Annotated in this window: 15 protein-coding genes and 2 tRNA genes; 11 read left to right on the forward strand and 6 right to left on the reverse strand. The window is 38.6% G+C overall.

The features are described from left to right. The first annotated feature begins 18 nt into the window (after positions 1 to 18). The 5 genes from CA265_05200 to CA265_05220 all read left to right on the forward strand — a co-directional run bounded on the left by CA265_05200 (position 19) and on the right by CA265_05220 (position 3,445). Complete coding sequence (locus CA265_05200; GenBank protein ARS42892.1) at positions 19 to 402, forward strand: hypothetical protein; 384 nt, start codon at positions 19 to 21, stop codon at positions 400 to 402. Between the two features lie 29 nt (positions 403 to 431). After that, entirely contained in the window at positions 432 to 950 is a 519-nt protein-coding gene (locus CA265_05205) for a hypothetical protein (GenBank protein ID ARS39104.1), read from the forward strand. 7 nt (positions 951 to 957) lie between these two features. Further along, positions 958 to 1,659 (forward strand): tRNA methyltransferase, encoded by a 702-nt coding sequence (locus CA265_05210; protein ARS39105.1) that lies wholly within the window; start codon positions 958 to 960, stop codon positions 1,657 to 1,659. 195 nt (positions 1,660 to 1,854) lie between these two features. After that, positions 1,855 to 2,346 carry a YfcE family phosphodiesterase gene (locus CA265_05215; GenBank protein ARS39106.1) on the forward strand — a complete coding sequence of 164 codons (492 nt, stop codon included), beginning with the start codon at positions 1,855 to 1,857 and terminating at the stop codon, positions 2,344 to 2,346. A gap of 19 nt (positions 2,347 to 2,365) precedes the next feature. Further along, a complete protein-coding gene (locus tag CA265_05220; GenBank protein ID ARS39107.1) occupies positions 2,366 to 3,445 on the forward strand; it encodes a fructose-bisphosphatase class I in 1,080 nt (359 codons plus the stop codon). Between the two features lie 6 nt (positions 3,446 to 3,451). Here CA265_05220 and CA265_05225 read toward each other — a convergent pair whose 3' ends face one another. Next, positions 3,452 to 3,916, reverse strand: coding sequence for a ribonuclease HI (locus CA265_05225; protein ID ARS39108.1), 465 nt, complete (start codon positions 3,914 to 3,916; stop codon positions 3,452 to 3,454). A gap of 176 nt (positions 3,917 to 4,092) precedes the next feature. Between CA265_05225 and CA265_05230 the strand changes: the two genes are divergently transcribed. Beyond that, positions 4,093 to 4,166 (forward strand) — tRNA-His (locus CA265_05230). Positions 4,167 to 4,722: 556 nt separating this feature from the next. Here CA265_05230 and CA265_05235 read toward each other — a convergent pair. Both CA265_05235 and CA265_05240 read right to left on the reverse strand, forming a co-directional pair. After that, on the reverse strand, positions 4,723 to 5,088 hold the full coding sequence (locus CA265_05235) for a response regulator (protein ARS39109.1): 366 nt from the start codon (positions 5,086 to 5,088) through the stop codon (positions 4,723 to 4,725). A gap of 15 nt (positions 5,089 to 5,103) precedes the next feature. After that, positions 5,104 to 6,615 carry a PAS domain-containing sensor histidine kinase gene (locus tag CA265_05240; GenBank protein ARS42893.1) on the reverse strand — a complete coding sequence of 504 codons (1,512 nt, stop codon included), beginning with the start codon at positions 6,613 to 6,615 and terminating at the stop codon, positions 5,104 to 5,106. A gap of 796 nt (positions 6,616 to 7,411) precedes the next feature. Between CA265_05240 and CA265_05245 the strand changes: the two genes are divergently transcribed. Both CA265_05245 and CA265_05250 read left to right on the forward strand, forming a co-directional pair. Continuing rightward, complete coding sequence (locus CA265_05245; GenBank protein ARS39110.1) at positions 7,412 to 8,812, forward strand: hypothetical protein; 1,401 nt, start codon at positions 7,412 to 7,414, stop codon at positions 8,810 to 8,812. Positions 8,813 to 9,079: 267 nt separating this feature from the next. Further along, positions 9,080 to 9,156, forward strand: a tRNA-Pro gene (locus CA265_05250). 95 nt (positions 9,157 to 9,251) lie between these two features. On the opposite strand, the gene CA265_05255 is transcribed toward CA265_05250, so the two are convergent. Continuing rightward, positions 9,252 to 10,772, reverse strand: a complete 1,521-nt coding sequence (locus CA265_05255) for a hypothetical protein (GenBank protein ID ARS39111.1) — start codon at positions 10,770 to 10,772, stop codon at positions 9,252 to 9,254. A gap of 518 nt (positions 10,773 to 11,290) precedes the next feature. Here CA265_05255 and CA265_05260 point away from each other — a divergent pair. Continuing rightward, positions 11,291 to 11,512: a hypothetical protein gene (locus tag CA265_05260; protein ARS39112.1), complete on the forward strand. Its 222-nt coding sequence runs from the start codon at positions 11,291 to 11,293 to the stop codon at positions 11,510 to 11,512. Between the two features lie 221 nt (positions 11,513 to 11,733). Here CA265_05260 and CA265_05265 read toward each other — a convergent pair whose 3' ends face one another. Further along, entirely contained in the window at positions 11,734 to 12,828 is a 1,095-nt protein-coding gene (locus CA265_05265; GenBank protein ARS39113.1) for a hypothetical protein, read from the reverse strand. Between the two features lie 198 nt (positions 12,829 to 13,026). On the opposite strand from CA265_05265, the gene CA265_05270 reads away from it, so the two are divergent. Next, on the forward strand, positions 13,027 to 13,821 hold the full coding sequence (locus CA265_05270) for a hypothetical protein (protein ID ARS39114.1): 795 nt from the start codon (positions 13,027 to 13,029) through the stop codon (positions 13,819 to 13,821). Between the two features lie 45 nt (positions 13,822 to 13,866). On the opposite strand, the gene CA265_05275 is transcribed toward CA265_05270, so the two are convergent. Further along, entirely contained in the window at positions 13,867 to 14,160 is a 294-nt protein-coding gene (locus tag CA265_05275) for a hypothetical protein (GenBank protein ID ARS39115.1), read from the reverse strand. A gap of 444 nt (positions 14,161 to 14,604) precedes the next feature. Here CA265_05275 and CA265_05280 point away from each other — a divergent pair, with 444 nt between their 5' ends. After that, a complete protein-coding gene (locus CA265_05280) occupies positions 14,605 to 17,184 on the forward strand; it encodes an alpha-L-fucosidase (protein ARS39116.1) in 2,580 nt (859 codons plus the stop codon). Positions 17,185 to 17,258 lie beyond the last annotated feature (74 nt).

Below are 17,258 nucleotides of genomic sequence, written 5' to 3' on the forward strand. Positions count from 1 at the left end.
CTTATTAAAATCAAATTTATGTTCAATAAAATTCATCATATCGCTATTATCTGTTCAGATTACGAAAAATCAAAAGATTTTTATGTGAATAAATTAGGTTTTACCGTTTTGGCAGAAGTTTACCGGGCTGAAAGAAAGTCGTATAAATTGGATCTTGCAGTAAATGGTGTATATCAGATCGAGCTTTTTTCTTTTGAAAATCCTCCTGCACGCCCCTCACGTCCGGAGGCGCAGGGTTTGCGTCATTTAGCTTTCGAAGTTGAGGATATAGAAAAAGAGATTTTGCGTTTAAATAATCAGGGCATCATTACCGAACCTATTCGTATTGATGAGTTTACCGATAAACGTTTTACCTTTTTTGCCGATCCTGATGGCCTACCTCTAGAACTCTACGAAAATTAGAATTTACATAATTAAAATTAACACTCAAAATGAAAAGAACGCTGTTGTGCTGTACATTAATTTATGTCTCGCTAAATCTTCATGCCCAATCTCAAATTAAGTACACAGGTAAAATCGAAACAGGGTATCACCTTTTTCTTGCAAGGCCGTTAAAGATAGATATTGGTGAAGGCTGGATGGGTTATCAGCTTGGGGGGACACCTAATGGTGTAGATTTAAGTTTGATCAACGGTGTAAGCTATAAAGAAAACCTTCGGTTAGGTTTAGGTATTTCCTATGTCAATTACAGAGGAATTAATGGTTATTCGGTTTTTGGTGACCTGGAGTATGTAACGGTAAAGGCAAGGATTGCTCCGGTATTTAATCTGAAGATAGGAAGTAGTCATATAAATAATCAATATGCTAATGGTTCTACCGGAACAGTTGTTGATTTTAGTGGGGGAGTTGAGCATAAGGTAGGAAAAAAGCTAAGTTTGCAATACAAAGCTGGATTCAGGTTTGTTCATCAATCAATTTTTTTACCAATAAGGATAGGGGTAAGGTTTTAACATTTATATGAGTATTTTCAAATTCAAACAATTTGAAGTCGACCAAAAGGGTTGTGCCATGAGGATTAATACCGATGGTGTTTTAATTGCCGCGATGGCCAATCAGGAAGAACCTAAAAACATCCTGGATATTGGAACAGGTACTGGTGTAATTGCATTGATGCTGGCTCAGCGTTTTCCAGACGCAAATATACATGCTGTAGAAATTGATGAACAGGCTGCAGGAACTGCTAAACGGAATTTCCAGTCGTCAGTTTTCAGTGACCGGTTAAGTATTAGCAACGTAGCTATCGAACAGTTTAGCCATTCAGCGAAATTTGATCTGATCGTTTCTAATCCGCCCTTTTTTGTGAATGATTTAAAAAGTGAAGAATCCAGGAAGGGGATAGCAAGGCATGCTGATGAAGATTTTTTTAGGTTATTAATTGAAAAATCAAACTCCCTTTTAGCTGACGGAGGATTGATCTGGCTTATTCTCCCAATAAAACAGGCAAATGAGGTTATTAGTAGCGCTGCTGACTATGGTTTGTTCCTTGCAGAGCGGATCCATATTCATTCTGATCAAAGCAAACCAACCTTTAGACAGGTAATTTGTTTGAAAAGGGGTGAAATTGTTTCAAAAGAAAGAGACTTTAATATTTATGAATCTTTAAAACAGCATACCATAGTTTATAAAGAATTGCTTAAAGATTTTTTCCTGGCATTCTAACCAGTTTCTAAAAGAAATTTGCTTGTTGAAGCTTGCGTGATGATGGTAATATTGTACAATCATAATTGTATCTTTTTTAGCATTCAGCCGCCGTTTCTTAAGTTTTTTTTAGGCCTTGAAGGATTTATTTTAGTGAAAAGCGATCTAAAGATTTTGCTAATCCTGTAAATTACGGGGCACAATTAAGTATACATAATGAAAAAAATAGGATTAATTTCTGATACCCATGGTTTTTTAGATGATGCGGTTTTTAAACACTTTGATGGTGTAGATGAAATTTGGCATGCCGGGGATTTTGGACCTCATGTGGCCGAGCCCCTGGCGGCGTTTAAGCCACTGCGTGGTGTGTTTGGAAATATTGATGATGCTGCAATTAGAGCGGAATTCCCAGAGCAAAATCGATTTAGCTGTGAGGGGGTTGATGTTTGGATGACCCATATTGGTGGATACCCGGGGAGGTACTCGTCTTCAATTAAGGCAGAAATATACACTAACCCTCCTAAATTATTTATTACCGGGCACTCGCATATTTTAAAAGTAATGTTCGACGAAAAAATAAAATGTTTGCATATAAACCCCGGAGCAGCTGGAAAACACGGTTGGCACAAAGTGAGAACCCTTATTAGATTTTGTATAACTGATGAAAATATTCATACCTTAGAGGTTATAGAGTTATCGGGTAGATAATGTAAAATATACACTAAGTATGGTTTGTGGCGTTAAAACATTAGGACAATTTATTATAGAAAAACAAGCAGATTTCCCATATGCTAAAGGAGAACTTTCGAGGTTGTTAAGGGATATTGGTATTGCCGCTAAAATTGTAAACCGCGAAATTAATAAAGCGGGTTTAGTTGATATTTTGGGCGATATGGGAACCACCAATATTCAGGGTGAGGAACAAAAAAAGTTAGATGTTTATGCAGATGAACAATTTATTGCTGCATTAACCAGTGGTGGCGAATGCTGTATTGTTGCTACCGAAGAAGAAGACGAAATCATCCACATCGAATCGCCGGTTTCGCAAAATGCTAAATATATTGTGTGTATTGATCCTTTAGATGGCTCTTCGAATACAGATGTAAACGTAGCTGTAGGGACTATTTTCTCTATTTATCGCAGAAAATCCGTTGATGGTAGGGCGAGCATAACTGATGTATTGCAAAAAGGCACTGAACAGGTGGCTGCCGGTTACATTATATATGGCTCATCTACCATGTTGGTTTATACCACAGGGAAGGGGGTTAACGGTTTTACATTAGATCCGTCAATTGGTGAGTTCTGTTTATCGCACCCCCAGATGAAAATACCCGAAACAGGTTATCTATACTCGGTAAACGAAGGTAATTATGTTCACTTCCCTGATGGCGTTAAAAAGTACATCAAATACTGCCAGGTAGAGGATGAAGCGACTAAACGCCCATACACTTCGCGTTATATTGGTTCGATGGTTGGCGATATCCACCGGAATTTAATTAAAGGCGGTATTTATATTTACCCAACTACTTCGCGCTCGCCTAACGGCAAGTTAAGGTTGTTATACGAATGTAATCCAATGGCTTTTATTATTGAGCAGGCTGGGGGCAAAGCCAGTACAGGTTTTGACCGTATACTCGAAATTGAGCCAACAGAACTGCATCAAAGGGTTCCGATTTTTATCGGATCAAAACATATGGTAGAAAAGGCCGAAGAAATGATGTTATTGTATACTGCAAAATCAATTTCAATTGAGCCAACAGTAGAAGCCAAACTGGAAAATTTAAATGTAATCGGTGGAATTGATTAACATTAACTAAATTTTGCTTCTTTCTACTTCAAAAAAAGTATCTACAGCCAGGTTTTGCTTGTCTTGCGAGGCAAAAACAGCTAAACGGTCGCAACGTTCATTTTCCGGGTGATCGTTGTGGCCTTTAATCCAGATAAATTTCACTTTGTGAAGTTTATACAGTTCCAGAAACCTTAACCATAGGTCTTTGTTTTTCTTATCCTTGAAATTTTTGGTTACCCAGCCGAAGACCCATTTCTTCTCCACCGCATCTACTACATATTTCGAATCAGAATAAACTGTTACCTGCTGATTTAAGCTTTTTAATGCTTCTAATCCTTTTATTACAGCCAATAGTTCCATGCGGTTATTTGTGGTCATCCTAAAGCCACCACTTAATTCTTTATAGTGTTGTCCTGCCCTTAAAATTGTTCCCCAACCACCTGGTCCCGGGTTTCCGCTAGCTGCTCCGTCTGTGTAAATTTCGATCATAAACGCCGTAAAGTTATGTTTTTAGGTTCAAAATAGCTTGTTTTATCTGCTTTTGAATTTTTTTTTCGATTTCAAATAATTGAATGTTAAGGAATTAAAAATTTGTTGTAAAAACTTTGAAAAAAATATTTGCATGGAATATTAAAAGTCGTACTTTTGTGACATCAAAAAACACGGTGGCTGTAGCTCAGTTGGTTAGAGTATTGGTTTGTGGTGCCGAGGGTCGTGGGTTCGAGCCCCATCAGCCACCCTTCACAGGGCAAAGGATTTTTAAAGATCTTTTGCCCTCTTTTTTTGCCTTCTAATCCCTTGTTTATCAGGTAAATACGATTAAACGTTTCCGTCATTTCAGCGGTTTGATGTTGTACATCCTGAAAAATGAATAATTGGTAGTGTTGAGAAATAAATAAGCCATTAGCAGAAATATAGCTAAGCAACTTGCAGAAATTTTATGCATGCCATTTTAATGTTAGTTTAGAGCTGTGTGTAGTGCTGCGAAATATTGAAGTGAAATTTATCTTCTGCATTGCTAATGCGTATCGCACCTGTCTTCAGATTTTAAATCCCGATTCTTTTTCGTGATATTGAGTGCCAGATATACCTTTCAGATGTGATACGCGGGAAGGTTTTTGCATTTGCCTAAACCTGCCATTGTTTTTGCTTCACAACTCTGTATTCCTAAGATGGTTTACCATTAGCTGAAATTAAAAAATGTACATATTTATGCTTTTAATATTTCCGGATCATTTTAGAACCCTCAAAAAATAACGTTCGAAAGGTTCTCAACCTGTTAAGCCGTTGAGCAATCATTTATCAATCAGTTTCTCAATCTCATCCAGCAACACATTAAGATCGAAAGGTTTGGGGACATAGGCGTCGGCTCCGCAGCTTTCAGCAATATTTTTGCCATCAGTGCTCGCAGAGTACATTAATACCGGAATTAAGGCAATTTTGCTGTTCTGTCTTAATGACCTCAGGATCTGGTCACCTGATATCTTAGGCATCCAAATGTCAAGAAGAATAAGATGCGGCGACTCCCGTTCGATTGTTTTAAGCGCATTAATACTGTTAGGCTCAATTAGCACCTGGTAGCCTTCATCTTCCAAAAACAGTTCCAGCATTTCCAGTATGCCTAAATCATCATCACAAATCAGAATCTTTTTATCTTTCATATTTTGATCGGACTGCTAATACATCGGTAAGGTAAAGTTGAAGGTAGATCCAACGTTTTTCTGGCTTTCGGCCCATATGGTGCCGCCATGGTTGGTAATAATCTGCTGGCAAAGATAAAGTCCAATTCCCATTCCCGGATAATGTTTGTGTACCTCTCCGACGCGGTAGAAGCGGTCAAAAACCTTAGCTAGTTCATCCTCATTAATGCCCATGCCTTCATCAATTACAGATACCTTGATAAAATCGCTAATGGATGAAACCTGGACCTGGATTTCCGTGTGATCAGCAGAATATTTGATCGCATTGCTCAACAAATTTGAAACAACCTGAATGAGATGGGATTCATCCCCGTTAAAATTTCTGCCAATTTTTCCCGTAAGGGAAATTTTTCTTGATGGCGTTGCTGCTCTCATACTCTCAACAGTATCAGCCACCATTTTATCAAAGTCGAAATCCTCACGGTGAAGGGTGATGTTGCCGGTCTGGATCCTGGATACATCCAGAAGTTCGGACAATAGTTGATTTAGGCGCTGGATATACTTTCCTGTTTTTTCTACCACAGCTTTAAACTTATCACTCGCATTATCAGGCATCAGCTTGTTCATAAGCTGCATATATCCAACAATGGTAGTTAGCGGTGTTTTAAGCTCGTGGCTGGCAATGGAAAGAAAATCATCCTTACGCTGCTGTAGTGCCCGCTGATCTGTAATATCCTCAATTGCAAGCAATATCCAATCCTTATATCTGCCTTCAAGCTCAATGCGGTGGGCATTAAGAAGCATCAGTTTTTTGCCGATATGCGGAAATTCATGTTCAACTTCATAGTCCAGTACCGGATTGTTGGTAGGAAGGATTTCTTCCATCATCTTTTTTAGCTCCGGAATATTCCATTGACCATTACCAAGATCGTAAAGCAACTTTCCCTTTGTTTCATTTATAGAAACCTTGAAAGTATTGAGGAAATGCTTGTTGGCGCTTAGCACCCTATAGTGTTTGTCCATCACAACAAGGCTCTCCCGAATGGTTTCAACGATGCTGCTTAAATATTCCTGGCTCTCCCGGTACATTCTGGTTCGTTCTTCAACTTTCCGTTCTGTCTCTTGTTGCACCAGTTCGAGTTCCTGTTGGGACCTCCGCCTGGAAGACACGTCATTCTGTATGCCAATAAAATGTGTGATGTTACCATTTTCTTCTTTAACTGGCGATATATACAGTTCATTATAGAACAATTTGCCCTTTTTGGTGTAATTTCTAATCTCAACCCTGCAACTCTCTCCGCTGGCAAGTGCAGTCGAAATTGCCTGGCGCTCAGGCTGCTGGCGATCCCTGCCCTGGAGGAACCTACAGTTATGGCCAATGATCTCGTTTCTTTTATATCCCGTAATTTCTTCGAAAGCAGGGTTGCAGTAGATTATCGGATTGTCTGGCAACAGATTATCGGTGATAACAATTCCGGTTACTGACGCATCCAAAACCTTGTAAAGAACTTCAAGATCTAAGGGTGCATTTATTTTTTTTGTATTGATGTGATTTTCCTTGCCCAAACTGATAAAATTTATTTTTGATAAACGGCAGAAGGCCCGATTTGGTTTTTAAAGATTTAAAGTTTTTGATAACTAAAGTGGCAGCTAGTTAGGGGGGCAGTTGTTTGATTTTTTTTTAAAAAAACTGCTTTGCCAATAATCTGGTTGAAATTAGCTTCATGACTGATGAATTATTTTTGTCATCGTATCAAGCTTCTAGCCATGTCACTTACTTCATTAACCATATGAAAAACCAGTCTTAATTGTAATACAAATTCATATTAATTTAATAAATGCTATTTTTTTAATACACCCAGAATGAATTATCAAACGTTTGTGCGATATAGATATCCGTTTGCAATTAACTAAACAATAAGGTATAAGGAATCTCTGTCTTTTGGAATCAAAATAGATTAAATAACCGTTCAATATATAATTTTAAAACAAACGTTTGCGCTCATTTAATTTTATAAGCTATAATTACTTGTTTGTAACTTAAGGTAGTTCGCATTTCAGTTAAATAGTGAGCTGAACTTTGGATAGTACAGAAGCAGGAAAAGGGGAGTGTTGAGGATTGTTTTGCAATCGGGTAATTGCCTGCGAACATCAGGTTAAATAGGGCACTAAAATTAATGGCAATATTTTTCAAACCTAAACTCAAAACATCTAATGCAAAAACAACCTACTTTTTGTATGTCTTGTTTCCGCCTGGCAGTGCAGCCATATTAAGTAAACCAGTATTTACCAATTCTCATAGATTATAATATCATGATTTTAACCAAATATTAATATAGCAATTATGAAAACCAATTTTCTTACTATCCTCCTTTGCTGCTTCATCTTAATGAGCTGCAAAAAGGACAACACACCCACCACTGCAAATAGTACTATTGCATTACCTTCCACAATGCTAAAGGCCAGCACCTCCGCGAGCTCAACGCTTAGTTTAAAAGTATTGCAGCTGAATGTGTGGCAGGAGGGGACAAAGGTATCAGGAGGTTTTAATGGTATCATTGATGCCATTGTACAATCCGGCGCAGATTTAATCACCTTAAGTGAAGTGCGCAATTATAATAATACGAATTTCAGCGCCAGGGTTCTAGCGGCATTAAGTGCGAAAAACTTAACCTTTTATTCTTTTAAAGACAATAATGTAGGAATCATATCCAGATATCCTATCGTATCATTTAAAACAGGGATATATGGAAATGCATTTGATAAGGCGGTTATCAATCTTGATCTCAATACCCAGGTTGCTATCTATTCAGCACATTTAGACTATTTAAATTATGCCTGTTACCTACCCAGGGGCTACGATGGCAATAGTTTTCAAAAAATGAGTCAGCCAGTTACCGACGTAAATGCTATTTTGGCCTCAAATCTGCAATCCAGTAGAGATGAAGAAATCGCAGCTTTTGTGAATGATGCAAAACTGGAAAGGGATAGTGGTAGGATTGTAATATTGGGTGGAGATTTTAACGAACCATCTCATCTGGATTGGGTGAACGAACAAAAGAATCTTTTTGACCACCGCGGAACTATTGTTCCCTGGCAGAACAGTGTTACTTTATATGCTAGAGGATTTAAGGACTCTTATAGGGTAAGGAATTCCAACCCGGTCACCGCACCCGGCTTTACCTGGGCCGCATTTAATACCAGTGCCAGCCTCTCCTCACTTGTCTGGGCGCCCGATGCAGATGAAAGGGACCGGATTGATTACATTTATTATGCCGATAATAGTAACAGGGTCAATGTAAGTGAATCTATTGTATTTGGGCCTTCAGGATCAATTGTGCGGGGACAAGGATATGAAGATCCAACCTATACCAATCCTTTCCTGATTCCAACAGGAACATGGCCATCCGATCATAAAGGATTAATTACCACTTTTTCGATTACAAGCATAAAGCCGACAATAAGTTTGAATAAAACAAATTACGCCAATGGCGAAACGATTACAGTAAATTTTGCAAATGGCTCAACTAATGCGAAAGCCTGGGTAGGGATTTATCAAAGTAACAAAGTACCCGGTACCAATTATGCTAATAGCTGGAAGTATACCAATGGAATGTCAAGTGGAAGTGTCGCACTGAGCCTGCCAGCCAATAGTCCTGCAGGAAGCTACTATGTTGCTTATTTTAAAGATGATGGCTATACAGAAATTGCAACAAGGGTTTCTTTTAATTATACTGGTGGCTAGGTAAGTGCCAAAAGTAACTGCATCAATTTATTATTTTCAGAACATATCGATAGAGCCTGATCATTTTTTATTAAATAATCAGGCTCTTTTTTAGCTTTTCCAACCAGTATCCACTCATTACCTTGCCAAAACAAGATTTTATCTTTAATATACCTCTAAAAACTGAAATTAACTTTGTAATTTATTCGGCATGATTTTCAATGGGTTGCAATTTATCGATTGTGATTGTTTTCATCTGCTATTATATTTGCCGGCATAACTTTTAATCGGGATGTAGCGTAGCCAGGTATCGCGCCAGCATGGGGTGCTGGAGGTCGGAAGTTCGAATCTTCTCATCCCGACAAAAAACAAATGTAATTACTCTCCCGGCTAATCTTATTTCACTTAGGATAAGATAATAGCTGTAATTTTTGCATTAGGGTGTAGCATCATAACCCGTTCACTTTTTGTCTGCCAGCCATTTTAATCCCTCTTCAGCATAAGTAAAAAAAACAATCTCAGCCTGTTTATCGTCGTTTTCGACGCTCTTTTTTGCAGAAAGCTGGCTAAAAGCACTTTCTGACAGTATCCATGCGAAAAATTTTAAGCCGGCCAGTTCCATTAGGGGCAACCAGATATTTGCAGCCCAATCTGAGGCTTCTGACCAGGTTCCGGGAACAAGCCTGTTGTCGTTAAACACTTTGCTCCGCTGATTTGCCCTTAAGTATTCGATCATTAAAGTGCCGCCGTGTTTGACAGAATGCATATCCTGGTGTCCTGTCCATTCTACGTGCATCGTATCACTGTCAGCTGGGCAGGATATGGTAATATGTTTATCCTTATAATGGCTCTTAGTGTGTATTTCCGGGCTTACCAGGTAGTTTGAGATCAATGGCAGCTTGAAAGAAAAAACAGATCCTTTACCCAAAGTACTTTCTATCCAGAAACTTCCGCCATGGCGTTTGATAATATCTGCAGAGATATACAGCCCCAGGCCAAGCCCATCAAATCGGGTTGAGGAATTATCTACGCGGTAATACCGTTCAAATAGCTGCTCTAAATCACTCGACTTGATACCAATTCCATAATCAGTTACTGAAACGATAATGTTCCCGTCAGCTATTTTTGCATTGATTTCTACTGTTTTTGAATCCGGGGAGTATTTGACGGCATTGGAAACAAAGTTATGGATTACCTGTTCGAGCCTGAATCGATCTCCATTGAAGGCAGTTTCATCCTGAATCGCTAATTTCAGTTCATGTTTAGGGTACATCTGCCGCATTTCTACTACCACTTCTTTGAGCATGCTGGAAAAATCAAACAGTTCTGAATTCAGAAGCATTTTGCCTGCATTTATTTTGCTCACATCCAGCAGATCGCCTATGAGTTTTTCCAATCTGTTGAGTTGTCCTGATGAACGCTCGAGATAACTTTTTACCTTGCCCTCTTCAGCTATTCTCAAAAGGAGCTGATGAAACCCTTTAATGGTGGTTAATGGGGTTTTGAGTTCATGGCTCGCGATAGAAATAAATTCATCCTTTCTGGCCTCATTCATTTTTTGGGTGTGGATATTGGTATTGGTTCCCACCCAGATATCGGGTTTCCCTTTCTGTTTCACCAGTCTTGCGATAACAAGGTGCCAGTAGTAAAGGCCGTCGGAGAAAAGTAACCTAAATTCGTTTGTATATTCTTTTCCGCTCTCTAGTGATGCCTTCCAGCGCTGAATACTTGAAAGCAGGTCATCCTGATGTACAAAGGAGGTCCAGCCCTGCGCTAAGATTGTTTTTGGACTATGGCCAAAATCCCTGCAAATAACATCGTTTACATAATTGATTTCTCCAGCGCTATTCGCTGTCCATACCTGCTGGGGAATGGCGTTGAGCAGTAATGCAGATGATGGCTCTTCCAGGTCAATATCTTTTTCCTCATTAAGGTCTTTCTCAAAATCATCATTAATACCAAGGCTGCTTTCTGAAATCATGTTCAAATCTATAAAATTGATAAAGAAACTTCGCTCTTAATTTATGCTCAAGTTGTAAACTGATTATATCTTAGCTTTATGCGAATATCAAGTTTCTAAAAACGCTTTTTTTTAAAATATTAAGTATTCAGTTTTAGCCTGCAGTATTAAGAGGAGAAAACCTTCAATAGGTAATGAACAGGAGATGGCCTGAAAGGTTTTCTTGTTTTAAATTTATAGCGTATTGAATTCAACCCTCGAACCAATTGATTTTCAAGTTGAGGATTTCAGCAATCCTCATTCCTACAAAACCAATATTGGATTTTATCCCTTTAAAAGAATTTTTGAAAATCGGCCTAGTTCGATTAATTCATCCACAAATTGATTTTTATTAAGAACTGCGATTGGACCCTTCACAGAGCAAAGGATTTTTAAAGATCTTTTGCCCTTTTTTTTACTCCCTATTTTTTTTGTTTATCAGGTAAATACGATTAAACGTTTCCGTCATTTCAGCGGTTCGATGAAAACTGAATTTTTCCTTGAACAACCATAAATATCCTTTGGCACCGCAATCTGTTGGTTCAGATATTAAAGACAAGTTGCCCAAACTGCTTAAAAACCGTTCAAAGATCGGAAGGTTTGGCGGAGCGGTTATAAATGCGCTGATAAAGGATGCTTCTTTGACACATGAGCAGATAGCTGAGCAATTGATGCTGCCGGTTAATACAGTAATACGGACGCGTGAAAACCTAGGGATATAATACTTTAAAATATCATCATGGTTATATAAATCAACATTAGAGGCTAGAGCTCCGTTAGTTTTCGGTAATTACAAGGCCCAAAATTTCCAGAAAATTAACTGCTCGAGTTTTTTGTGCAACGGCATTTTGTAAATCATCAAGTTTTTGGCTGGTATTTAAGCAACCCAAAAATACATGCGCGGTTCCAACATCAGCTTAAGGAACGTTTATGATAAAGAATTTTAGGACGAAGCCAATGACAGCTTTGCGTTACTTGGAATATACCTATCTCTTAATTTAAGAATCGGGTATTCTATTAACTTACTAATTACAATTCCTCCAATAAATATGCCTGCAAATCGAATGATAACGAACATAAGGCCATAGTTATGGATAAAAGGATACTTTACGCTTAAGAAAAATATATGAAACAAGTAGATGGAGTAGGAGTATTTTCCAATATATGCCATAGGTTTTAACAAACTAAGTATCCAGCTATTTTTCATGGTGATTAGATTGACCAGAATGAAAGCAAAGCAGATAGGATTTGTTGTAAAACATAATGTAGAAACTATTATATCCTCATCTAAGTTCCAAATGAAATTAATAAGCAGAAAAGCTACAGATAACAACAGTAATGCTGAATTTAAAATTCTATTATCAATTACTGCAGCAATTGCATTGGGTTTATAAATATTAAAATATGCTAAAGCTGCACCTGCAAAAAGCCCATGTATTCGCAAATGAGTTGGTATGTAATCCCTATAAAAATCATAGTTTTGAAATTCAATGTAATTAAACATCCGGATGCAGAATCCCAGGAGCAATGTGAAAACATAAATCTTCAGGATAATTTTAGGATGAAAAGCTTTATGCGTTTGGAAGAAATAGGCAAACATGCAAATGATCAGATAAAAATGTTCCTCAACACATATCGACCAAAGAAATAGATTATTTAATGCTGTATAATTAGCGATGAAAGTTGCTTCATAAAGAAGATTTATGGAAGACTGAGGCTTTCCAAGGTAAGCGCTGTAACAAAATTGGAAGACCAGAAAAAAGTAGAATAAAGGATATATTTTTATGCCTCTCCGGATCAAAAATTTTTTAACGTCAAATTTGCCAGATGCTTTATATTCGTTCAGGACCAGTGAGGTAATTAAAAATCCACTTAAAACGAAAAACAAATCTACTCCAATCCATCCTCCACGCGCTATAGTATTGTAAATCTGGTTTATTATATTGGAATTTGTAAAACCACCTGAATGAAGCATGATAACGAGTGTTATGGCCAAAAACCTTAGGAAATCAATTTGAATATTTCGAAGCATCAACATAAAATAAATGTAATGTTAATAAAAAAGCCTCATTTACATAATGCTCATTCGTGATTTATTTAAAAAAGCTCTAAAATATCTAGGGCGAAAATGATTCTCTTAATATGCTAATCCAGCTGATTAATTGGCCTATGGTGCAGAATAATGAAATGAAATAAGGCGCTAAATTTAGTTATTACTAACCAAAATAATAACCTTATGAGAACTTTTAAACCAGTAATTCTGGCGCTTGCCTGCGCCACCGTATTGCAGTATGGCTGCAAAAAACAATCAACAGCCGAAACGCCGGGAGAAAAAATTGGCAAAGCTGAACAGCAGCAAAACACTACATCAGGAGGGGTACAGATCATGTCTGTGCTCTTTAATGGTGATGCCTCCAACGGATCGGCTAACGTATGGAAAGACATTAATATTGAAGGTACAGGAACGGTAACTACCGTAAATGATGAAACGGGTACCCTAACCTGGAAATTTCTGAAGCCAGCATCAAGCCACAGGACAGAGGGCCATGGTGCCAAAAATTACGAAGCCCAGGATGGAGATGAAATATATATAGGATGGACCAGTAAGATTTACATGCCAACTACATTAAAAACAGAGGCCATATTCCAATGGAAATCCTATCCAACTGCCGGGTCACTACAAAATCATCCCCTGATGCTCAGAACCAAATCGGGGAACCTTGAATTACAGCATTTCGACGACAACCATGTAGCCACGGTTCCATGGTCTACCACACTGGCGGTAAACACCTGGCTTAAATTCGTTATCCGGATGAAAGTATCCAGAGATCCTGCAGTGGGCTATATTGAATTCTGGTATAATGGCGTTAAACAGACACTGGCAAATGGTAGTCAGCGCTTGTATTGCAGAACTTTAGATGTCGATTACTGTGATCCGAAGTGGGGCGTATATGGAGGTGATTCTTCACAGGCAACCCATTTTGTTAAAAAAATAAGAATTGGTACATCTTATGCCGATGTAGCACAATAAAATCAACATCAGAAAAGACAAACCGAACAGTTTGTCTTTTCATATTTATTTTATCTCATTCAATCCTGTCAGTTTTTCGGTAATGATTTCTCCTGTAGGTATCTGGCCCGATAGGATTGAAGTATTTCGGATAATCCCTGTCCGTTCATCCTCTAGGGTTAGGAAATAAGTTTTACTTATTGTGTGGCTAAGCCCTGGACTGATGGATATTCCTTCCTTTTGTGGCTCTTCACCTTCTTTATTGATACAGATATTAGTAATGATGGAATCACTAATATTTTCGATTCGGAAATCATATCTTAGCTGATCTCCCTTTTTGAGCTTTCGGCCACTTGGCATGGTAGTAAAACTAGTAACACGGATTAAATTCAGCATTTTAGTCATTATTGATAATCTATTAATGAATAGTGGTTTGGCTTGCGTGGGCTTCTATGAGAAGGTTTAAAAAAAGCAATCGGTTTATAAATGGTTCATACAAATTAATCTTAAATAGAATTCCATTTGTCAATCATATTTGCAGAATACTAAACATAATTGGCCTGCTTTAAGCGTAAGCTTGCTGATTGATGTCAATTTTGTTGACTAAATGGATAATTCGGAAGAGTAAAACCTAATGTATTATTACGTAGTTGCAGATTAAATATAAAAGCGGTTTATTTTAAATTTATAATCAGGATTAACAGACCAGGGTATTCTGTTTAAAATCATGGTTTAGCAGATGCCAGCTTTTGTTAAGCTTCGGCAAAATAAACCTACTATAACCAAATATTTATGATATCTCATATGAAGACTCTTAGTCAGAAAAGAATTGTTTTAATCTTTCAGTTAATCATATGTTTTATAGGTCTTGATACTGCAAAGGTTAATGCTCAAAAAACAACTGCCAGGCCCCTAAAGTTGTGGTACGTTCAGCCTGCCAGGGTTTGGGAGGAGGCACTGCCCTTAGGTAATGGGAAAATGGGTGCCATGGTATTCGGCAACGTGCATCGGGAAAGGTTACAGTTAAATGAAAGCACCTTATGGTCTGGTTATCCAGCCCCGGGGAACAATCCGGAAGGACCAAACCTGCTTCCACAAGTTAGGAAAGCATTGTTTGAAGGAGATTACCTGAAAGGAACAGCGCTCTGGAGTAAAATGCAGGGGCCATATTCGGCAAGGTACCTTCCAATGGGCGATTTATTTCTGGAATTTGACCATAAAAATGCCACTTTTACGAACTACCATCGCGAACTTAATCTTGCTAATGCAGTCTCTCTGCTAAGGTATACCGTAGATGGAATAAAATATACCAGACAAAGCTATATGAGCTACCCCGATCAGGTTTTGGTATTGAAACTAACGGCTAGCAAAGCAAATTCGATCAGTTTCAAGCTTGATTTAACAAGCAAATTAAAATATGTGGTGGCAAGCTCAGGTCAGCAACAACTGATTTTGAATGGTAAAGCACCAAAGTATGTGGCCGCAAGGGAGTATGATCCTCAACAGGTGGTCTACGATGAAAAAGAGGGAATGAATTTTCAGATCAGGGTGAAAGTGGCCAATGTTGGCGGAACCGTAAAAAATACCTCTTCAAATTTAACGGTAAGCAAGGCAACAGAAGTTGTCATCTACTTAACAGCTGCAACAAGTTTCAATGGTTTTAATAAGTCGGCAGGTTTAGCAGGTAAAAATCCTTCGGTACAGACCATGACTTACATGAAAAAGGTCATTAGAAAAGGCAATTCGCAGATCTTTAAGGATCATTTGAGCGATTACCAAAAGCTTTTTAATCGGGTAAATTTTGAACTTGGGGATCAGGATTTTAAATTGGATCAACTGCCAACCAATGAACGGTTGTTGCGTTTTAAGAACAATGAGGTTCCTGATCAAAATCTGATGGCACTCTATTATCAGTATGGAAGATACCTGCTGATATCAAGTTCCAGAAAAGGAGGTCAGGCTACAAATCTTCAAGGACTTTGGAATGATCTGGTGCAGCCACCCTGGGGCAGTAACTATACGACCAATATAAATACACAGATGAATTACTGGCTGGCAGAAAATACCAATCTTACCGAGTGTAATGCGCCATTATTTAACCTGATCAAAAACCTTTCAGTTAACGGGGCAGTAACAGCCAGGGTGAATTATAATATCAATAAAGGATGGGTTGCCCATCACAATTCGGATATCTGGGCCAAAACCTCACCGGTAGGTGCTTTTGATAAGGATGAGCGGGAAATGCCCAGAAAAACCGCCTGGCCAATGGCTGGAGCCTGGCTGAGTACACACCTTTTTGAACATTACCTGTATACCAATGATACCTTGTTTTTGAAGAAAACGGGATACCCCTTAATGAAAGGTGCGGCTGAATTTATGTTGGAATGGCTAATAGAGGATCCTAAAAGCGGTTACCTGGTTACCAATCCCTCCACCTCTCCCGAAAATACAGTCAAAATAAAAGGCAAAGAATATCAATTGAGCATTGCCTCTACGATGGATATGTCAATTATCAGAGAACTTTTCGAACAGTGCATACTGGCGTCGAAAGTTTTGAAGACCGACAGCACATTTACAAAAAGACTCGAACAGGCCAAAGCCAGGCTATATCCTTATCAGATCGGGCAATATGGACAGCTACAGGAATGGTTTCAGGATTGGGATGACCCTAAAGATCAGCATAGGCACATTTCTCAACTCTATGGACTTTACCCTGCAAATCAGATCAATGTTTACGGGAACCCCGAACTTTCATCGGCAGCCAGACAGTCTTTATTTCACCGTGGTGATGTTAGTACAGGTTGGTCTATGGCCTGGAAAACGAACTGGTGGGCGAGGTTGCAGGATGGAAATCATGCGTATCAGGTGTTGCGCTCGGCATTAAATTATATTGACCCACTTTCACCAAAAGGACAGATGAGCGGTGGTGGAGCATATCCAAATCTTTTTGATGCACATCCTCCGTTTCAGATCGATGGTAATTTCGGGGCTACCGCCGGGATGACAGAGATGTTGCTGCAGAGCCATTATGATGAACTGGTTTTGCTCCCTGCACTGCCGGATGCATGGCCGTCGGGTAAAATCGAAGGGATTAAAGCAAGGGGAGGTTATAACATCGGGATACAATGGGCGAATGGGGAGCTTAAATCGGCATCCCTTAAAGCAAATAGAACCGGAAAATGCAGCATCAGGACGTTTACCAAAATTAAGATCAAGCATTTGAATGCAGGCTTACGGATGGGTGATCTTAAACATATGGAGGAAACAAAATACCTTAACCATAGCCAAACAGCGCTGCAGCCGCTTAACTTAAAGCAAACTTATCTTTATGAACTTGGCGTTCGGAAAGGTGAGACTTATCTGATTACGTCTGATGATCATTAAAATTCTTGATTAGGATATTGAATCGGGCTATAGTTTTTTTGTTTTTTAATTTTTAAGCTGATTGCTTATGCTAA

The sequence above is a fragment of the Sphingobacteriaceae bacterium GW460-11-11-14-LB5 genome (assembly GCA_002151545.1).
Lineage (GTDB): Bacteria > Bacteroidota > Bacteroidia > Sphingobacteriales > Sphingobacteriaceae > Pedobacter.

Excerpts from the sequence above, each read along its gene's own strand:
- CA265_05200 (ARS42892.1), top strand. The coding sequence starts at position 19 with ATGTTCAATAAAATTCATCATATCGCTATTATCTGTTCAGATTACGAA.
- CA265_05205 (ARS39104.1), top strand. The coding sequence starts at position 432 with ATGAAAAGAACGCTGTTGTGCTGTACATTAATTTATGTCTCGCTAAAT.
- CA265_05210 (ARS39105.1), top strand. The coding sequence starts at position 958 with ATGAGTATTTTCAAATTCAAACAATTTGAAGTCGACCAAAAGGGTTGT.
- CA265_05215 (ARS39106.1), top strand. The coding sequence starts at position 1,855 with ATGAAAAAAATAGGATTAATTTCTGATACCCATGGTTTTTTAGATGAT.
- CA265_05220 (ARS39107.1), top strand. The coding sequence starts at position 2,366 with ATGGTTTGTGGCGTTAAAACATTAGGACAATTTATTATAGAAAAACAA.
- CA265_05225 (ARS39108.1), bottom strand. The coding sequence starts at position 3,916 with ATGATCGAAATTTACACAGACGGAGCAGCTAGCGGAAACCCGGGACCA.
- CA265_05235 (ARS39109.1), bottom strand. The coding sequence starts at position 5,088 with ATGAAAGATAAAAAGATTCTGATTTGTGATGATGATTTAGGCATACTG.
- CA265_05245 (ARS39110.1), top strand. The coding sequence starts at position 7,412 with ATGAAAACCAATTTTCTTACTATCCTCCTTTGCTGCTTCATCTTAATG.
- CA265_05255 (ARS39111.1), bottom strand. The coding sequence starts at position 10,772 with ATGATTTCAGAAAGCAGCCTTGGTATTAATGATGATTTTGAGAAAGAC.
- CA265_05265 (ARS39113.1), bottom strand. The coding sequence starts at position 12,828 with ATGTTGATGCTTCGAAATATTCAAATTGATTTCCTAAGGTTTTTGGCC.
- CA265_05270 (ARS39114.1), top strand. The coding sequence starts at position 13,027 with ATGAGAACTTTTAAACCAGTAATTCTGGCGCTTGCCTGCGCCACCGTA.
- CA265_05275 (ARS39115.1), bottom strand. The coding sequence starts at position 14,160 with ATGCCAAGTGGCCGAAAGCTCAAAAAGGGAGATCAGCTAAGATATGAT.
- CA265_05280 (ARS39116.1), top strand. The coding sequence starts at position 14,605 with ATGAAGACTCTTAGTCAGAAAAGAATTGTTTTAATCTTTCAGTTAATC.